The organism is Pseudomonas sp. PH1b (genome assembly GCF_000633395.1).
GTDB lineage: Bacteria > Pseudomonadota > Gammaproteobacteria > Pseudomonadales > Pseudomonadaceae > Aquipseudomonas.
Genome location: NZ_AYMU01000016.1, coordinates 38,443 through 52,519, shown reverse-complemented (window position 1 = coordinate 52,519; position 14,077 = coordinate 38,443). Strand labels below are relative to the sequence as shown.

Sequence of the window (14,077 nt, the reverse complement as noted above, 5' to 3'; positions counted from 1 at the left end):
CGCCTACGGCCCCAGGAGTTGCTCACGCAGGTGCGGATTGCGCGTGCGCGGATCGAGCCAGATCGCAAAGAAGGCCTGGGCAAAGGCCTCGTCATCCACCTCGTGCTGCAGGCGCTGGTCAACGAAGAACTGCACCCCACGACCGGGCAGCCGCACCCCGGTGAGGGTACGGCCCGGCGTGACATCGACAAAGGACAGCTCCATCTGCCGCTGCCACGCCTCGAGCTGCCCCGGGCTGATACTGGCCCCAGACAGACGCTTGATCTCATCGAGGCTGGCCTGCACCAGGTCGTCGCGGCTGAGGTTACGCCGGTAGGTCAACTCCAGGGCAAAAGGGCGGTCGGCGGCCAGGGGCGTGAGCGTGCTCCAGAGCCGCGCCCGGTAGACCTTGAAGCCGAACCAGCTGAACTCGCCGCTGCCCACCAGGCGGGCATCGGGCAAGGCTTCCTGCCAACCGGCATTGGCCGTGGCGCCGAGCAGGAGCAACAGCCACAGGCCACCACGGATGCAGTGCAGCAATCGGTCTTTCATTCACCCTGCCCTCCAGCAGTGGGCCAGCGCCCGGCAGCAGGCGCTGGCCCGAAGAACGGAAAAGGACCCGAGGCCGCCAATCACTCAGCTGGCACGCCCTGTATCAGGGCCTGACCTCAGGTCCGCAACGGCGGGGTCGGCCACAGCCCCGTGAGACGTTCCCCGGGCGTGCGGTGCCGCGCCGCCCCATTGAACCCTGCCGACCGGCCCTTGCGCCGGCCGGTCTGTGCCGCCCTTGTCCAGTGATACGCGCCAAAGGCGCATTTGGATGCTAGCGTGTCGCACCGTTCATCCACCGAGTGCCCCCATGCTGCTGTTGAAACTGCTGACGGTTCCGGGCTTCCTGCTGCTGATCTCCCTGGCGGGAAAACGCTGGGGGCCCAATGTCGCCGGCTGGCTGGCCGGTTTTCCGGTGGTGGTGGGGCCGATCCTGCTGTTCCTGGCCCTGGAGCAGGGTCAGGCGTTCGCCGCCCATGCCGCGGTGGCCGCGCTGTCGGCGGTGTTCGCCATGATTGCCTTCAGCGTCGCCTACAGCCATGCGGCGCAGACCCTGGCCTGGCCCGGGGCCCTGGCGATTGCCACACTGGTCTGGGCACTGCTGGCCACGGCCATCGCCCAGGTTCCGACCTCCCTGGGGTTCTCCATCTTCTGCGCCGCCAGCGCCCTGCTGCTGGCGCCCCGCGCCTTCCCCAAGGTCAGCTCGGGGCCTGCCCTGCCCGCGGCAACCTCCGACCGGCTGGCTTACCGCATGCTCGCTGGCGCCCTGCTGACCCTGGCCGTGACCCTGCTGGCCAACCACGTCGGCGAGCGCTGGAGCGGCATGCTCGCGGTGTTCCCGGTCCTGGGCAGTGTACTGGCGGTATTCTCCCATCAGAGCCAGGGTGCAGCCTTTACCACGCTACTGCTGCGCGCCCTGAGCACGGGCCTGTATTCCTTCGCCGCCTTCTGCCTGGTATTGGCCCTGGCCTTGCCCGCGCTGGGACTGGCAGCGTTCGTACTGGGGGTGGCGGTGTCGATGCTGGTACTGGCCTTGAGCAAGCACCTCTTGCAACCGAGCGCTGCCGGGGATGAGCGGCGCTGACCGAGGAGCCCCTGAAGAGTGACTGGGCCCCCGGCGATTGAGGGGATGAGCCCTTCCCTGGCCATAGGCTCCGGCGCCGCCGAGCAGCCGCCGCGCGTCCATGGGGTTGGCCCGGGGAGCCAGCCCGGGCGAACAGCTCCCTGCCGCCCTTGCCGGTAAGGACCTGGGCCATTGGTCCGGCGTAAGAAATCCCTCTGGAGCAGGCTGTGACGGCCGTGGGATGATGCGCGCCTTTGATCCTCTGCCCGGAGATTGTGCATGTCATCCTTCGCAACAAAAGCCCTGGTCCTGGTGTTCGCCACCCTGGCAAGCCTGGGGGCGCTGAACGCCGTTGCCGCGAGCCAACCCACGACCAAGCAGGGCTCAGGGGAGAAGGTCTCGCTGCTCGGCGGCAAGCTCGCCTTCACCCTGCCCAAGGGCTTCAGCGCCTCTCCCCTGGCGCAAGGCAGCGAAACCAATGGCACCGAGGGCGCCAGTGGCACCCTGTACGCCAACGCGACCACCCGCAGCGTGGTGATCGCCGCGCAGAACACCATTCCCAATGGCGCCCAGGTCAAGGACAACGACGCGGCCTTTCTCGATGAGGCGGTGAGCGGCTTTCTTTCGCAACAGGCCGCCGCGCTGCCGGACTTCAGCAAGCAGAGCGAGAAGAGCATGACCCTCAAGGGCCTGGGTGTACGGCAGATCGACAGCACCGCCACCCAGGGCGGCGGGCAGACCCTGAACTCGACGCTGATCGCCGGGTCCGGCACCCGCATGGCGGTGATCCAGGTGATTTCCCGGGCCGCCGATCCGGCCGGCCACGCCGCCTTGATGAAGCAGATCCTCGGTCAGTGAGGCCCCGGCCGGTTCAGGGATAGAGCCCCTGCAACCAGTGGCTGAGGTCGTTGATCTCGACCTCGCTGATGCTGTGGCCCATGCCCGGGTAGGCATGGAATTGCGGCTTCAGCGACAGGCCCTGGAGCAGGTGATTGGCCTCGATCCCATCGCTGTAGGGCAAACGCTGGTCGGCGGTGCCGTGGCCGATAAAGATCCCCAGGCGCTGCAAGGCCGGGTTGTTTTTCACCTGCGCGGCCAGCACCGGCAGGATCTTCCCGCTCAGGGCGGCAATCCCGCGCACCGACTGCGGATGCCGCAGGCCCACTTCATAGGCCATCACCGCGCCCTGGCTGAAACCCACCAGCACCACTTTGTCCGGCTGGGTGTGGTACTTGGCGACCGCCGCCCGGACAAACTGGCCGATCAGGCTGGCACTGTCGGCCAGTTCCTCGGTCACCCCGTCATAGGCGCCCTGGCCCTTGCGGTGGAACCACTGGTAGCTGCCCTCTTCCAGGGTCTGCGGCGCCCGGGCCGAGAGGTAGGTGTAGCCCGCCGGCAACCCCTCGCGCAGGCCGAACAGATCGGCCTCGTTGCTGCCGTAGCCGTGGAGGAAGATCACCAGCGGCTGGTTGCGGGTCTCGGCAGGCGCCTGCTCCATATAGCTCAGGGGCAGGTCGTCGTGCAGCGCGCTGCCGGCCTGGACCCAAGGTGCGGCCAACAGCGCCAACAACGCCAGGTAGCGGATCATGTACTGCTCCTTGAAGAGAAAAACCGAATCGCCAAAGCCTAGCATTGCCCGGCCCGAAGGATCATCAGCGCGGTACTGGCCGCCTGCCTTTGCGCCCCGTATCCTGCGCGGCCATTCAAGGAGGAAACGTCATTGAAGCGGCATCTTTTACCCTTGCTGTTCAGCCTTGGCCTGAGCACTTCCCTGCAGGCTGCGCCCAGTGCCGAGGCCGAGCGCGCCTTGCAGAACGCCATGCAGATAGCCGAGGACAACCAGCAACGGCTGGAGCGGATGATCGAGCAGGAACAGCAGTTGGACACCCAGGCAATGGTCCAGGTCATGCAGCAGGTGACGCACAACGTTGAGCTCTACGAGCGCCAGTTGCGCCAGGCCAGCGATGGCGGGCACGGGGTCGCCAGCTACCTGCTGGCGAACCTCGAAGAACGCCGCAAGACCCTCGCCAGCAAGGACTACAGCGCGCAACACGCCAAGGCCTGTGGGCTGTACCAAAACGCTGCGGACCAAGGGCTGCTGGCGGCCGCAGTGCTGCTGTTGCGTGACTGTGACACGGCGTTCCAGCGCTTCAAGTTCGATGACCCCGAACTGCTGCGCCTGCGGGCACAGCTGCTCAAGACCCTGGAACAACCCGATCCCTATGGGGAGCACTACCCGTTGCCGGCCCTCAACTCCTTCTGCTTCAAGCCAAGCAAGATGCCCGAGATCGAGCCGGAGCGGCCGCTGGCCACGCTGCAAAATCTCTACACCCCGGTGCAGTTGAGCCTGGAGCAGTTCCGCGCCGACGGTTACTACCTGTTGGCACTCAAGGACGATATCGAGAAACCCGCGACCCGAGGCTATTTCCAAAAAGTCCGGGCCCTGGCTCCAAACTGCCTCGACCCCATCAGCCTGGGGAACATGTTCGAGGCCATGGCAAAAAAAGCCCCCTGAACCCGCTGCCTCACCCCCTGGCTGGCAGCCCGCGCCAGGCCAGGGGCAGCAGCAAGAGCACCACAAGCAGGAACCCCACCTGGGACAGGTAGAAGGTTTCCAGCCACTGGCGGTGGGCGGCCACATAGAAACTGTTGTGCAGCACATCCACCAGGATGATCCCCAGGGTCAGCCCCAGGCCCCAACGCGGGCGCCGCCACAACAGCAGCACGGCCAAGGGGTCGAACAGGGTCAGCGCCCCCCAGAAAGCCCGGCTGGCCAGGGGCGTATCGTCGCCGTAGCCATAGTCCCAGAGCAGGCCGTGCTCGAAGGCCGCGTGCAGGTGGTTGAAGCTGGCCGCCAGCAGGCACAGGGCGAACAGCAGGCGGATGCACAGGGACGGTCGGGCCATGGATGTCCATTCATTGCAGGAGCTTTCGTCACAGGCCGGCGCTGCGCGCCAGACCCGGTCGCCGGCGTGCGCTTTCAATCGTTGATCAGCTTGCCCGCGCGTATCGCCGCGCGCCCGGCTACCTTGGCCAGCCAGATCCCCGGCTGGGTGTAGCGCCCGCGGTCGAGGGCGAAGAGCACGCCAGAGGTGCCGGCCCGCACGGTGCTGAGCCGATCGTTCAAGGGATCGACCACTTCGAACAGGGCATCGCCCTGCTCCACCCACTCCCCGGCTTCACGCAGAAAACTGACCACCCCGTGGTGCGGGGCGAACAGGTATTCGGTGCCCTCGAAGGGCATGCCTTCGCAACAGGCGGCGGGCGCCGCCGGCCAGTCGCCGCTGATAAAGCCCTGCTCGGCCAGAAAACCGAGGATCGCTTCACAGTTGGCCCGGGCCTGTTCCACCCGGGTATCGCCCATGCTGCCCAGCTCCAGGGTGGTGGCCAGGTTGGCCGGAGGAATCGCCGCCCGAGGAAAATCCCGGGCCAGGCGCAGCCAGGGCGACGAGCAGGACTCGTCGAAGGAACTGCCGCCGGAGTCTTCGCACAGCAGCGCCACCCCGGCCTTCAGGCGCGCCGCCAGGGATTGCCAGCGGGGCCAGTGCTGGGGCAAGGCATAGAGATGGATCGCCGCCTCGAAGTCGCAGTGCAAATCGAGGGTGACATCGGCATCGCAGGCGTGGCGCAGCAACAGGCGATGCAGGGCTTCCAGCTGGGAGGCTGGCGCCGGCAGCTGTTCCAGCACCTGAACCATGGTGCGGCGAATCAGAGCGATGTTGGCCGCGGCATCCTCCCCCAGTTGCGCGCCGATCAGGTTCCCCACCGGAACGCTGAGTTCAACGAAGGCGCGGTTGAAGTTCTTGCCGCTGCCCAGCTCGAAACGCCCCAGGTGGCTGCCCTGCACCTGCTGGTCCAGGCCGATGGGATTGGCCACCGGCACCAGCTCGATCACAGCCTGCAACTGGCCCCGGGCCTCCAGTTCGGCCAGGCGCTGCTTCAATTCCCAGGCGGTGCGCATGCCCGGCAGTTCATCGGCGTGCAGGCTGGCCTGGATGTATACCTTGCGCGGCCCATTGCCGAAGCGGAACACGCTGAGCTGGCGCGAAGTGCCCAGGTGGCCCCAGGGCAAGGAATGGTCGATGCGTTGCATGGTGGCTCCGGGATCAGAAAAGGCGTGGCGCAGGATAAAACAGCCGCGCACAAAAAAGGTGGCGAGCGCATTACGCCCGCCACCTTTTTTCAGTGCCGCGGCTTACTCGCCGTAGACGTCGAAGTCGAAGTACTTGTCCTGCACCTGCTTGTACTTGCCATTGGCGCGGATCTCGCTGATGGCGGTGTTGAATTGCTCCGCCAGCGCCTTGTCGCCCTTGCGCACGGCAATGCCGGCACCGCCGCCGAAGTACTTCGGATCGTTGTACTCGGGGCCTACGAAGGCAAAGCCCTTGCCGGCATCGGTCTTGAGGAAGCCATCGTTGAGGTTGACCGAGTCCGCCAGCAGCGCGTCGACGCGGCCGGAAACCATGTCCAGGTTGGCTTCTTGCTGGGAGCCGTAGCGCACCAGGTCGATGCCCGCCGGCACCAGCACTTCAGTGGCGAAGCGGTCGTGGGTACTGGCGCGCAGCACACCGACCTTCTTGCCCTTGAGCTCGGTCAGCGGGTCCTTGATGCTGGTCCCGGCCTTCATCACGAAGCGCGCCGGGGTGTGGTAGTACTTGATGGTGAAATCGACGTTCTTCTTGCGGTCGTCGGTGATGGTCATGGACGACAGGATGGCGTCGATCTTCTTCACCTTCAGCGCCGGGATCAGGCCGTCGAATTCTTGCTCGACCCAGGTGCACTTGACTTTCATCTGCTCGCACAGGGCATCGCCCAGGTCGACGTCGAAACCGGTGAGCTTGCCATCGGGGGTCTTCATCGAGAACGGCGGGTAGCCGGCTTCGATACCGATGCGGATCGGCTTGGCCTCGTCGGCCGAAGCAGTCAGGGAAAACAGCGACAGTGCCAGGGCACCGAACAGCACAAACTTGTTCATTTATAACTCCAGGAGCCGGAGACTTTTATTGGCAGAATTCGATTGTGTGACATCGAAGTGGCCAGCAGTCTAGAGCGGCGCCCGGGAAGCAAATTGTTTTTATGCGACAAATACTTATAGAAAAAACACAGCGCTGGGCGGGGCCTTTCAGCCCCGCTCGGGCGTGGTGCACTGCTCGGCGAAAAACCCCGGGCAACGCCCTGCAATGGTGCCGCCGCCAGGTCCTCCCGGTCCTTGCTAAAGCCGCCTCACTGCACGCCGGCGGCAGGCACGGTCAACAGGCGCAGGCGATTGGCTGGCCCTCGGCCCGCGGCGCCTGGGTACTGAGCTGGAAGCCTTCGTCCAGCCAGCCGGTGACGCCTCCGATCATCTCCTTGACCGGGTATTCCAGGGCCGCCAGTTTCAGCGCCGCCTTGTTCGCGCCGTTGCAGTGGGGCCCGGCGCAATACACCACGAACAGGCTGTCCCGGGGATAGGCCGCCAGGGTTTGCCCATCGAGGCGGTTTCCCGGGAGATTGATCGCCCCCGGCACATGCCCCCGGGCATAGGCCTCGGGGCTGCGCACATCCACCAGGACAAAATCCACCTCCCCGGCCTGCTGGCTGGCGTAGACGTCGGAACAATCGGTTTCAAAGCTCAGGCGATTGGCAAAGTGCATCAGGGCGATGGCCGAAGGGGCAGCGGCGGTATTGCGTACCAGGCTGGTCATGAGGACGCTCCAAAAAGTCACGGTGGGGTGGGAAACACTGTATCCACCCGGCCCCGGGCGCTACAGTGGCGCCTCGGACAGCGACTGGTAATTTTCCGCCAAATGAACAATCAGCCCGGCCTGGTGGCCATCCTGGCCTACGACGGCCTCTGCACCTTCGAGTTCGGCATCGCCGTGGAGATCTTCGGCCTGGCCCGGCCGGAGTTCGACTTCCCCTGGTACACCCAGTGCATCGTTGCCGTGGACCCGGGGCCGATGCGTGCCATGGGCGGTATCCAGGTCCTGGCCGACGGCGGCCTGGAGCTGCTGGACCAGGCACGAACCATCATCGTGCCCGGCTGGCGCAGCCGCGACGAAGCGCCACCGCAGGAGCTGCTGGAAGCCCTGCGCCGGGCCCATGAGCGTGGCGCACGGTTGTTGTCGATCTGCTCTGGCGTGTTCGCCCTGGCGGCCAGCGGCCTGCTGGACGGTTTGGGCGCCACCACCCACTGGCGCTACGCCGCGGAGCTGGCGCAGCGCTTCCCGAACATCCAGGTGGACCCGGACGTGCTCTACGTCGACGCCGGGCAACTGATCACCTCCGCCGGCAGCGCCGCCGGTATCGACGCCTGCCTGCACCTGGTGGCCCGGGACTTCGGCACCCAGGTGGCCAACAGCGTGGCCCGGCGCCTGGTGATGTCGCCGCAGCGCACCGGTGGCCAGGCGCAGTTCATTCCGGCCCCGGTCAGCCGCACGCCGCGCAGCGACCTGTCGCGGGTCATGCAATGGGCCCGGGAACGCCTGCACCAGCCACTGACGGTCAGCGAACTGGCAGCCCAGGCGCTGATGAGCGAACGCACCTTCCTGCGGCGCTTCAGCGAGGCCACCGGTGCAGCGCCCAAGGCCTGGCTGCAACATGAGCGCCTGGCCCGGGCCCGGGAGTTGCTGGAAAACGGCAGCGAAACCACGGAGGCCATCGCCCTGCGCTGCGGCTATCACTCGGTGGAGAGTTTCCGCGTGGCCTTTCGCAGTCGGGTGGGCCTGGCGCCCTCGGTGTACCGTGAGCGCTTCGGCCGGGGCGCGCCCTTGCAGGGGCCGGCAGGCTGAAACCGGCCACACCACCCCGGCCGGCTGTCGCGGGGCGGCTCAGTCCCCAGGCTTGCGCAGCAGGTAGGTGTCCATGATCCAGCCATGGCTCTGGCGCGCTTGCAGGCGCACGCGGCGGATCTCGTCGGCGACCTCGTCGAGGCGGCCACTGATGAGGATTTCATCCGCCGTGCCCAGGTAGGCCCCCCAGTAGATCTCCAGGTCCTGATCACGCAACTGGCGGTAGGAATCCTCGGCATCGAGCATCACCACCAGGCTGTCGGCGTCACTCGCCTGGCCTGCCGCCAGGCGCCGCCCGGTGGTGATTTCCACGGAACGACCGATGCGGTTCAACGGCACCTTGTGCTGCGCCGCCAGGGCCTGGACGCTGGTGATGCCGGGGATCACCTGATAGTCGAACTGCGCCGCGCCGCTGGCCAGGATCGCCTGCAGGATGCGCAGGGTGCTGTCGTACAGGGCCGGGTCGCCCCAGGCCAGGAAGGCCCCGGTTTCGCCCTCGGCCAACTCCTCGTTGATCAGGCGCTCGAAGATCTGCTGCTTGTCCTGGTTGAGGGCCTGCACGCTGTTCCGGTAGTCCACCTCGCCCCGCTGGCGTTCCGGGGTCTGTGCCTCGACGAACCGATAGGGACGCTCGGTGATGTAGCGTTCGCACAACTCGCGGCGCAGGTCGATCAGCGAGTCCTTGCTCGGCCCCTTGTCCATGAGGAACACCACATCGCAGCGGTTCAACGCCTTGACAGCCTGCATCGTGATGTAGTCGGGGTGGCCGGCGCCGATGCCGATCACCAGGAGGTTTTTCATGGGCCATGCTCTCGCTGCTGTTTCAGCGGACAAGTATGGGCCGCCTTGGCGGGGTGAGAAAAGCCGCAGTGGCCACGGTGGGTTCTAGCCCCTCGCGATTGGCCGGGCGAGAACGCTCCTGGCCGCCGCTACCGACTAAGCGCTGGGCGGCGCCCCGTCAGCGGCGATGCCGATCAGCCATGGCCCTCCCCGGGGCGTTTTCCTGGCCGCCTCGAGGGCAAGCGCTCAAGGACGCTAGCGCGGCGTGAGTCTGCCGGGATGCCTGAAAGGACCTTAAAACAAGAATCTCCTTATAGGCCGGAAAAATTCTCATCCTTATTCTCTGCAGCATTCTCACGCAGCGACTCAATCAGGTGACGCCCAAATCATGCACAGCGAAATGTGGGAGCTCCTGTCTCTCGATCTTGCGATCAATGCCTCCCTCCTGCCCATCGTCCTGCTGCAGTACGTAGCCCTGGTAGGAATCTTCAGTACCCTGCTGATGCTGCGCCAGGATGCCCAGCGCCTGATCCAGTCGAAAAAGATACTCCTGGGCTTGATCCTCGGCGTCAGCAACGCCGCCTTGATCGCCCTGGCCTCACAGTTCATGCAGACGCCGGTGAAGGTCTTCCTGAGCAGCGACATGCTGTTTCTCGCCGGTTTGCTCGGGGGCTGGTGGGGCGGAATCAGCTGCCTGGTGCTGGTGGCACTGGCACGTTTCTGCATTGGCGGCGTCGGCCAGTTCGAAGAGGCACTGTTCAGTTTCAGCCTGATGACCCTGGGAGGCGTGCTGCTGCATCGCTGGTTCGAATCACGCCGCCTGGGCGACCTGACCTTCAAGGACATGGCCCTGGTGCTACTGGTACGCCTGGGCGCCGCGATCGCGCCCATGCAGGTAATCGACTGGATGGGCAGCGTCAGTTCGGTGATCACTGCGCAACTGCTGTCCCTGCGCCTGGCCACGACCCTGCTGTCGCTGCCGATGCTCATCCTGATCTTCGCCATGCTGCGTCGCGAGGCGCGCTATCAACAGGCCCAGCGCCGCCTGCTGCAACTGGCGGTGACCGACCCGATCACCCGCCTGCCCAATCGCCGGGCCTTGGGCAGCTACCTGGACCAGTTGCTGGTGCGCACCGGCCAGCGTCCCGGCATCCACAGCCTGATCGTGATCAAGATCATCAATCTCAAGGACCTGGTGGCCATCCACAGCCACGACTGGACCGACCAGTTGCTGGTCAGCCTGGCCGAGGCACTCGACACTGGCGCCGCCGGCCAGGTGTTGCACGCCTGCTCGGTGCCCAGGCGGTTCATGTTCTCCGACCTGAGCCTGGTAGTGGCCCTGCCCAACCGTTCGATCCACTTCATTGAGGAATCCCGCTTGATCGCCACCCTGCAGGCGGCCCTGCTGGACCCTCTCACGGACGGCAGCGGCCTGTCGCCGAAGCTGCAGTTCTGCGTGGTCGACGCCTGCGCCGGTGCCAGCGCCAACATCACCCTGCGCAATATCAGCCTGGCCCTGCAGGACTCCCGGCAGCCGGTGCGCTACCTGCGCCAGTCGCTGATCGAACGGGCCCAGAGCAAGGAGCAGATCCGCCTGCAACTGCTGGAGTGGCTGCGCCTCGATAACCCGCCCTTGCACTACCAGCCCAAGTTCTGCCTGGAACGGCGCACCGTGGTCGGTGCCGAGGCCCTGCTGCGAGCCCGGGATAGCCAGGGCCAGGCGATCTCGCCACTGTTGGTCCTCGATGTGGTGCGTCACCAGGACCTGCTGCAGGCCTTTGAATGGGCAACCATCGAAGCGGTGATCCGCGATGCCCACCTCTACAGCGCGGCCGGCCTGCCGGGGCCCCTGGCGGTGAACGTCTCGGCCACCACCCTGAGCGACGTGAACTTTGCCACGCGGCTGATCCAGCGCCTGGCCAGCGCCGGCCTGCCCGGCCAACGCCTGGCCCTGGAACTGACCGAGAACACCTTGCTGCTGGACACCCGGCAAGTGGCGCGCAACATGCTTTTGCTCAAGGAGCACAAGGTCGCCCTGGCCCTGGACGACTTCGGCACCGGCTACTCGGCCCTGAGCATCCTGGCCAAGTACCCGTTCGGCGAAGTGAAGATCGACCACTCGATGATTTCCTTGCTGCATTACGAACGGATGCGCACCGCGGTCTCCATTGCCCAGGAAAGCGCGCGCCTGTACCAGGCGACGCTGACCGCCGAAGGGGTCGAGACCCAGGAACAGATCGATATCCTCACATCCATCGGCATCGGCTACGCCCAGGGCTACTTCTTCTCCCCGGCGGTGCCCCTGGCCGAGCTGACCGAACTGGGGCTCGCCGCCGAGCAGTGCAGCCGTGATCGTTCAGGCTGAAGCCGGCGGCCTGCTGCCGCGAAGCCGGCAGGCCCGGCAAGTAGCAGCCGCGGCCCGGGGCCAGACGTCGCGGGGTTCAATCACGACCCTGCAGGCGCAAGCGCCAGCGGCCGGCGTGACTCAGGTCAAGCCTGGACAACGGCTCGATGTCGATCAGGTTGAAGCTGGCCAAGGGCGCTTGCAGCGCCTGGAGCATCACCGCGCGGATGACAAAGGGATGGGTCACCGCCAGCCAGTGCCCCGGGCGCTCGGCCATCTGCTCCAGCCACTGGGCCACCCGCTGGCACAGACCGGCCACCGACTCGCCGCCCGGTGGAGCCTGATGCGGGTCCTCCAGCCAGGCCTGCAGAGCCTCGGGCTGCTGTTGTTGCAGCGCACTGATGGACAGGCCCTGCCAAGTGCCGAAGGCGCAATCGCGCAAGGCCTCCTGTACCTCGGCTTCGGCGCTGAACAGGCCGGCCGTCTGCCGGCAGCGCAGTTCCGGGCCGCAGAGCACCCGCGTCGAACGCCTGAGCTCGGCGGTGCGGCTCAGGGCCTGGGCCTGCCAGTCGAGTACCAGGGGTTCGTCCAAGGGAAAGCACGCCTGCTTCTGGGCGGCGGTACGGGCGTGGCAGATCAGGGTCAGACGGGTGGCCTGCACAGTGCATCACTCTGGCGTTATCGGCAGGGAGGCGTAGCCTGCCGGGGCGGATATGGCATTTTATTGCAGATGTACCAGGCAGACATTTCGAAACGGCAAGCCGCTGTCAGCCCGGCGTGGTCGCGCCACTGTATTCGGCCTTGTCGCCGTACGCCAGGCCCCGTTTCTCTGCTCGTCACCCGCACCGCGGCGCGTCAGCCCTGGAGGTTTCAATCACTGATAGCGCTACCACACAGGCCGATCTTTCCCTGCCCAGCACTGCCCTGGGCGGGCTCTTGGCCCTGATGTTCAGCTACAGCCTGGGCCTGGGTTTCGCCTGGCTCGCCGCGCAGCAGCCACGACGCCCACTGCAAGGGCTGATACGGACAAGCCCGCCTCGGCGGGCTTGTTCCCCCGCAGCTCAGTGTTCTGCGCACACCCCGGGCCTCGCCAGGTACAGCACCTCATAGCACTCGCTTCCCGGGCGTGGCCGAGGTGGCTGCGCCGAAAGCGTGAAGCGCACCAGTTGCCAAGCCTGCAGGTCCAGGGCCAGGACCACGGCGAAGGTGTCTGGCTCCTGGGCCCGTCGTTGATTGCCCAGCACCTCGCTGGCCAGCAACTGCTCGCGCTGCGCCCCTGGCTCGATGGCCTGGACCTCGCGGTACAGGGCCCGGGCTTGCCCGGCCGGGCCCCGACGCCAATCCAGGGGCAGCCAGGATTCGATGTGCGGGCGGCCAAAGGAGTCGATCACCCCTTGAAAACCGGGGCCCATCAGCATCTTCCCGGCGCCGGCCGCGTCCTGCCACAGGTAGATCGAGGCATAGAGGTTTTCGGTGGCCCCGTGGACACCCCGTTCGCGCCCGGCAAACACCTTGAACACCAGGCCCTCGACCCGATCCCACAGCGGCCCGCGTTCGGCGGCACGCTGGCGAATCAGCTGCATCGGGTAATCGGCCGGCAAGCGATGGGAATACTGTTTGGCAAACATGGCGACACTCCGTGGGAGCTAAGGAGTGGCCAGCTTGCGCAGGCCCAATGATTACAACAAGATATCGTCGAATATATCTGTGATAAGGATTGAATATGTCAGAGCCGGGCAAGCCACTGGACATCGATACCGTGCAGGCCTTTGTGCTGATCGCCGATTTCGCCAGTTTCACCCGGGCGGCCCAGGCCCTGGACACCTCCCAGGCGGCCATCAGCCTCAAGCTCAAGCGCCTTGAAGAGCGCCTCGGCCAGCGCCTGCTGGAACGCACCCCGCGCCATGTGCGGCTGACCCCGGCGGGTGCGCGTTTCAGCCAGGCCGCGCGGGAACTGCTGCGGGCTCACGAGCGGGCCCTGGGGGAGTTGCACAACAGCGCCCCCCGGCGCTTGCAGGTAGGCATCAGCGACCATGTGGCCGGCCCCGACCTGCCGCAGTTGCTGCAACACATTGCCAGCTACGACCCGCTGCTGCTGCTGGAGGTGCACATCGATTCCTCCCGGGAGCTGACCGCGCGCTTCGATCGCGCTGAGCTGGACGCGGTGATCGTGCGCAACGAAGGCGCCCGCAACGATGGCGAAGTGCTGGTGGTGGAAAGTTTTGCCTGGTTCGCCGCCGCCACCTGGCAGCACACCCACGGCAGCCCCCTGCGCCTGGCGACCCTGGCCGCGCCCTGCGGCGTGCGCCAACTGGCGGTGCAGGCCCTGGACGCGGCCGGCTGGCCCTGGGTCGAGGTGTTCATCGGTGGCGGGGTGATGGCCGTGGGGGCCGCGGTGAGCGCTGGGCTCGGGGTCGCCGCCCTGGCTTCGCGCGTGGCCCCGGCAGGCGCCCAGGACGTGACTGAACGCCTGGGCCTGCCACGGCTGCCGGTGAGCGAGGTGGTGCTGCACGCCCGCGCCACCGACGAACGCTCCGCGGACACCTTGCGCGCCCTCAGCGCGGCCTTTCGCGGCGCCCTGCTGCGCTGAAC

Annotated in this window: 15 protein-coding genes; 6 read left to right on the top strand and 9 right to left on the bottom strand. The window is 66.4% G+C overall.

What is annotated here, in order from left to right:
• Nucleotides 1-3: 3 nt before the first annotated feature.
• Nucleotides 4-531: a chalcone isomerase family protein gene (locus U873_RS0124035; protein ID WP_025130675.1), complete on the bottom strand. Its 528-nt coding sequence runs from the start codon at nucleotides 529-531 to the stop codon at nucleotides 4-6.
• A gap of 307 nt (nucleotides 532-838) precedes the next feature.
• On the opposite strand from U873_RS0124035, the gene U873_RS0124030 reads away from it, so the two are divergent.
• Complete coding sequence (locus U873_RS0124030; protein ID WP_025130674.1) at nucleotides 839-1,612, top strand: hypothetical protein; 774 nt, start codon at nucleotides 839-841, stop codon at nucleotides 1,610-1,612.
• A 258-nt stretch (nucleotides 1,613-1,870) separates the two neighbouring features.
• Complete coding sequence (locus tag U873_RS0124025; RefSeq protein WP_025130673.1) at nucleotides 1,871-2,449, top strand: hypothetical protein; 579 nt, start codon at nucleotides 1,871-1,873, stop codon at nucleotides 2,447-2,449.
• A 13-nt stretch (nucleotides 2,450-2,462) separates the two neighbouring features.
• Here U873_RS0124025 and U873_RS0124020 read toward each other — a convergent pair whose 3' ends face one another.
• Nucleotides 2,463-3,179, bottom strand: a complete 717-nt coding sequence (locus U873_RS0124020; RefSeq protein ID WP_025130672.1) for an alpha/beta hydrolase — start codon at nucleotides 3,177-3,179, stop codon at nucleotides 2,463-2,465.
• Between the two features lie 132 nt (nucleotides 3,180-3,311).
• Here U873_RS0124020 and U873_RS34830 point away from each other — a divergent pair, with 132 nt between their 5' ends.
• Nucleotides 3,312-4,106, top strand: coding sequence for a hypothetical protein (locus tag U873_RS34830; RefSeq protein ID WP_157838121.1), 795 nt, complete (start codon nucleotides 3,312-3,314; stop codon nucleotides 4,104-4,106).
• A gap of 10 nt (nucleotides 4,107-4,116) precedes the next feature.
• Here U873_RS34830 and U873_RS0124010 read toward each other — a convergent pair whose 3' ends face one another.
• The 4 genes from U873_RS0124010 to U873_RS0123995 form a co-directional block, all read right to left on the bottom strand.
• Nucleotides 4,117-4,497, bottom strand: a complete 381-nt coding sequence (locus tag U873_RS0124010) for a hypothetical protein (protein WP_025130670.1) — start codon at nucleotides 4,495-4,497, stop codon at nucleotides 4,117-4,119.
• Nucleotides 4,498-4,571: 74 nt separating this feature from the next.
• Nucleotides 4,572-5,684: a M14 family metallopeptidase gene (locus U873_RS0124005; RefSeq protein WP_025130669.1), complete on the bottom strand. Its 1,113-nt coding sequence runs from the start codon at nucleotides 5,682-5,684 to the stop codon at nucleotides 4,572-4,574.
• A gap of 102 nt (nucleotides 5,685-5,786) precedes the next feature.
• Nucleotides 5,787-6,566 (bottom strand): ABC transporter substrate-binding protein, encoded by a 780-nt coding sequence (locus tag U873_RS0124000; protein ID WP_025130668.1) that lies wholly within the window; start codon nucleotides 6,564-6,566, stop codon nucleotides 5,787-5,789.
• Between the two features lie 274 nt (nucleotides 6,567-6,840).
• Nucleotides 6,841-7,275, bottom strand: a complete 435-nt coding sequence (locus U873_RS0123995; protein WP_025130667.1) for a rhodanese-like domain-containing protein — start codon at nucleotides 7,273-7,275, stop codon at nucleotides 6,841-6,843.
• A 102-nt stretch (nucleotides 7,276-7,377) separates the two neighbouring features.
• Here U873_RS0123995 and ftrA point away from each other — a divergent pair, with 102 nt between their 5' ends.
• Complete coding sequence (gene ftrA / locus U873_RS0123990; protein ID WP_025130666.1) at nucleotides 7,378-8,361, top strand: transcriptional regulator FtrA; 984 nt, start codon at nucleotides 7,378-7,380, stop codon at nucleotides 8,359-8,361.
• 39 nt (nucleotides 8,362-8,400) lie between these two features.
• Here ftrA and cobF read toward each other — a convergent pair whose 3' ends face one another.
• Nucleotides 8,401-9,162 (bottom strand): precorrin-6A synthase (deacetylating), encoded by a 762-nt coding sequence (cobF, locus tag U873_RS0123985; protein ID WP_025130665.1) that lies wholly within the window; start codon nucleotides 9,160-9,162, stop codon nucleotides 8,401-8,403.
• Nucleotides 9,163-9,529: 367 nt separating this feature from the next.
• On the opposite strand from cobF, the gene U873_RS0123980 reads away from it, so the two are divergent.
• Nucleotides 9,530-11,506: a GGDEF domain-containing protein gene (locus tag U873_RS0123980; RefSeq protein WP_081818703.1), complete on the top strand. Its 1,977-nt coding sequence runs from the start codon at nucleotides 9,530-9,532 to the stop codon at nucleotides 11,504-11,506.
• A 76-nt stretch (nucleotides 11,507-11,582) separates the two neighbouring features.
• Here the strand turns inward: U873_RS0123980 and U873_RS0123975 are convergent, their stop codons facing one another.
• Nucleotides 11,583-12,146 (bottom strand): histidine phosphatase family protein, encoded by a 564-nt coding sequence (locus U873_RS0123975; protein ID WP_025130663.1) that lies wholly within the window; start codon nucleotides 12,144-12,146, stop codon nucleotides 11,583-11,585.
• A gap of 400 nt (nucleotides 12,147-12,546) precedes the next feature.
• Nucleotides 12,547-13,113: a DUF4865 family protein gene (locus U873_RS0123970; protein ID WP_025130662.1), complete on the bottom strand. Its 567-nt coding sequence runs from the start codon at nucleotides 13,111-13,113 to the stop codon at nucleotides 12,547-12,549.
• A gap of 95 nt (nucleotides 13,114-13,208) precedes the next feature.
• On the opposite strand from U873_RS0123970, the gene U873_RS0123965 reads away from it, so the two are divergent.
• Nucleotides 13,209-14,075, top strand: coding sequence for a LysR family transcriptional regulator (locus tag U873_RS0123965; RefSeq protein ID WP_025130661.1), 867 nt, complete (start codon nucleotides 13,209-13,211; stop codon nucleotides 14,073-14,075).
• Nucleotides 14,076-14,077: the final 2 nt, after the last annotated feature.

What these genes read in the sequence shown, in the direction of transcription:
- U873_RS0124035 (WP_025130675.1), bottom strand. Translation starts at nt 531, where the DNA reads ATGAAAGACCGATTGCTGCACTGCATCCGTGGTGGCCTGTGGCTGTTG.
- U873_RS0124030 (WP_025130674.1), top strand. Translation starts at nt 839, where the DNA reads ATGCTGCTGTTGAAACTGCTGACGGTTCCGGGCTTCCTGCTGCTGATC.
- U873_RS0124025 (WP_025130673.1), top strand. Translation starts at nt 1,871, where the DNA reads ATGTCATCCTTCGCAACAAAAGCCCTGGTCCTGGTGTTCGCCACCCTG.
- U873_RS0124020 (WP_025130672.1), bottom strand. Translation starts at nt 3,179, where the DNA reads ATGATCCGCTACCTGGCGTTGTTGGCGCTGTTGGCCGCACCTTGGGTC.
- U873_RS0124010 (WP_025130670.1), bottom strand. Translation starts at nt 4,497, where the DNA reads ATGGCCCGACCGTCCCTGTGCATCCGCCTGCTGTTCGCCCTGTGCCTG.
- U873_RS0124005 (WP_025130669.1), bottom strand. Translation starts at nt 5,684, where the DNA reads ATGCAACGCATCGACCATTCCTTGCCCTGGGGCCACCTGGGCACTTCG.
- U873_RS0124000 (WP_025130668.1), bottom strand. Translation starts at nt 6,566, where the DNA reads ATGAACAAGTTTGTGCTGTTCGGTGCCCTGGCACTGTCGCTGTTTTCC.
- U873_RS0123995 (WP_025130667.1), bottom strand. Translation starts at nt 7,275, where the DNA reads ATGACCAGCCTGGTACGCAATACCGCCGCTGCCCCTTCGGCCATCGCC.
- ftrA (WP_025130666.1), top strand. Translation starts at nt 7,378, where the DNA reads ATGAACAATCAGCCCGGCCTGGTGGCCATCCTGGCCTACGACGGCCTC.
- cobF (WP_025130665.1), bottom strand. Translation starts at nt 9,162, where the DNA reads ATGAAAAACCTCCTGGTGATCGGCATCGGCGCCGGCCACCCCGACTAC.
- U873_RS0123980 (WP_081818703.1), top strand. Translation starts at nt 9,530, where the DNA reads ATGCACAGCGAAATGTGGGAGCTCCTGTCTCTCGATCTTGCGATCAAT.
- U873_RS0123970 (WP_025130662.1), bottom strand. Translation starts at nt 13,113, where the DNA reads ATGTTTGCCAAACAGTATTCCCATCGCTTGCCGGCCGATTACCCGATG.
- U873_RS0123965 (WP_025130661.1), top strand. Translation starts at nt 13,209, where the DNA reads ATGTCAGAGCCGGGCAAGCCACTGGACATCGATACCGTGCAGGCCTTT.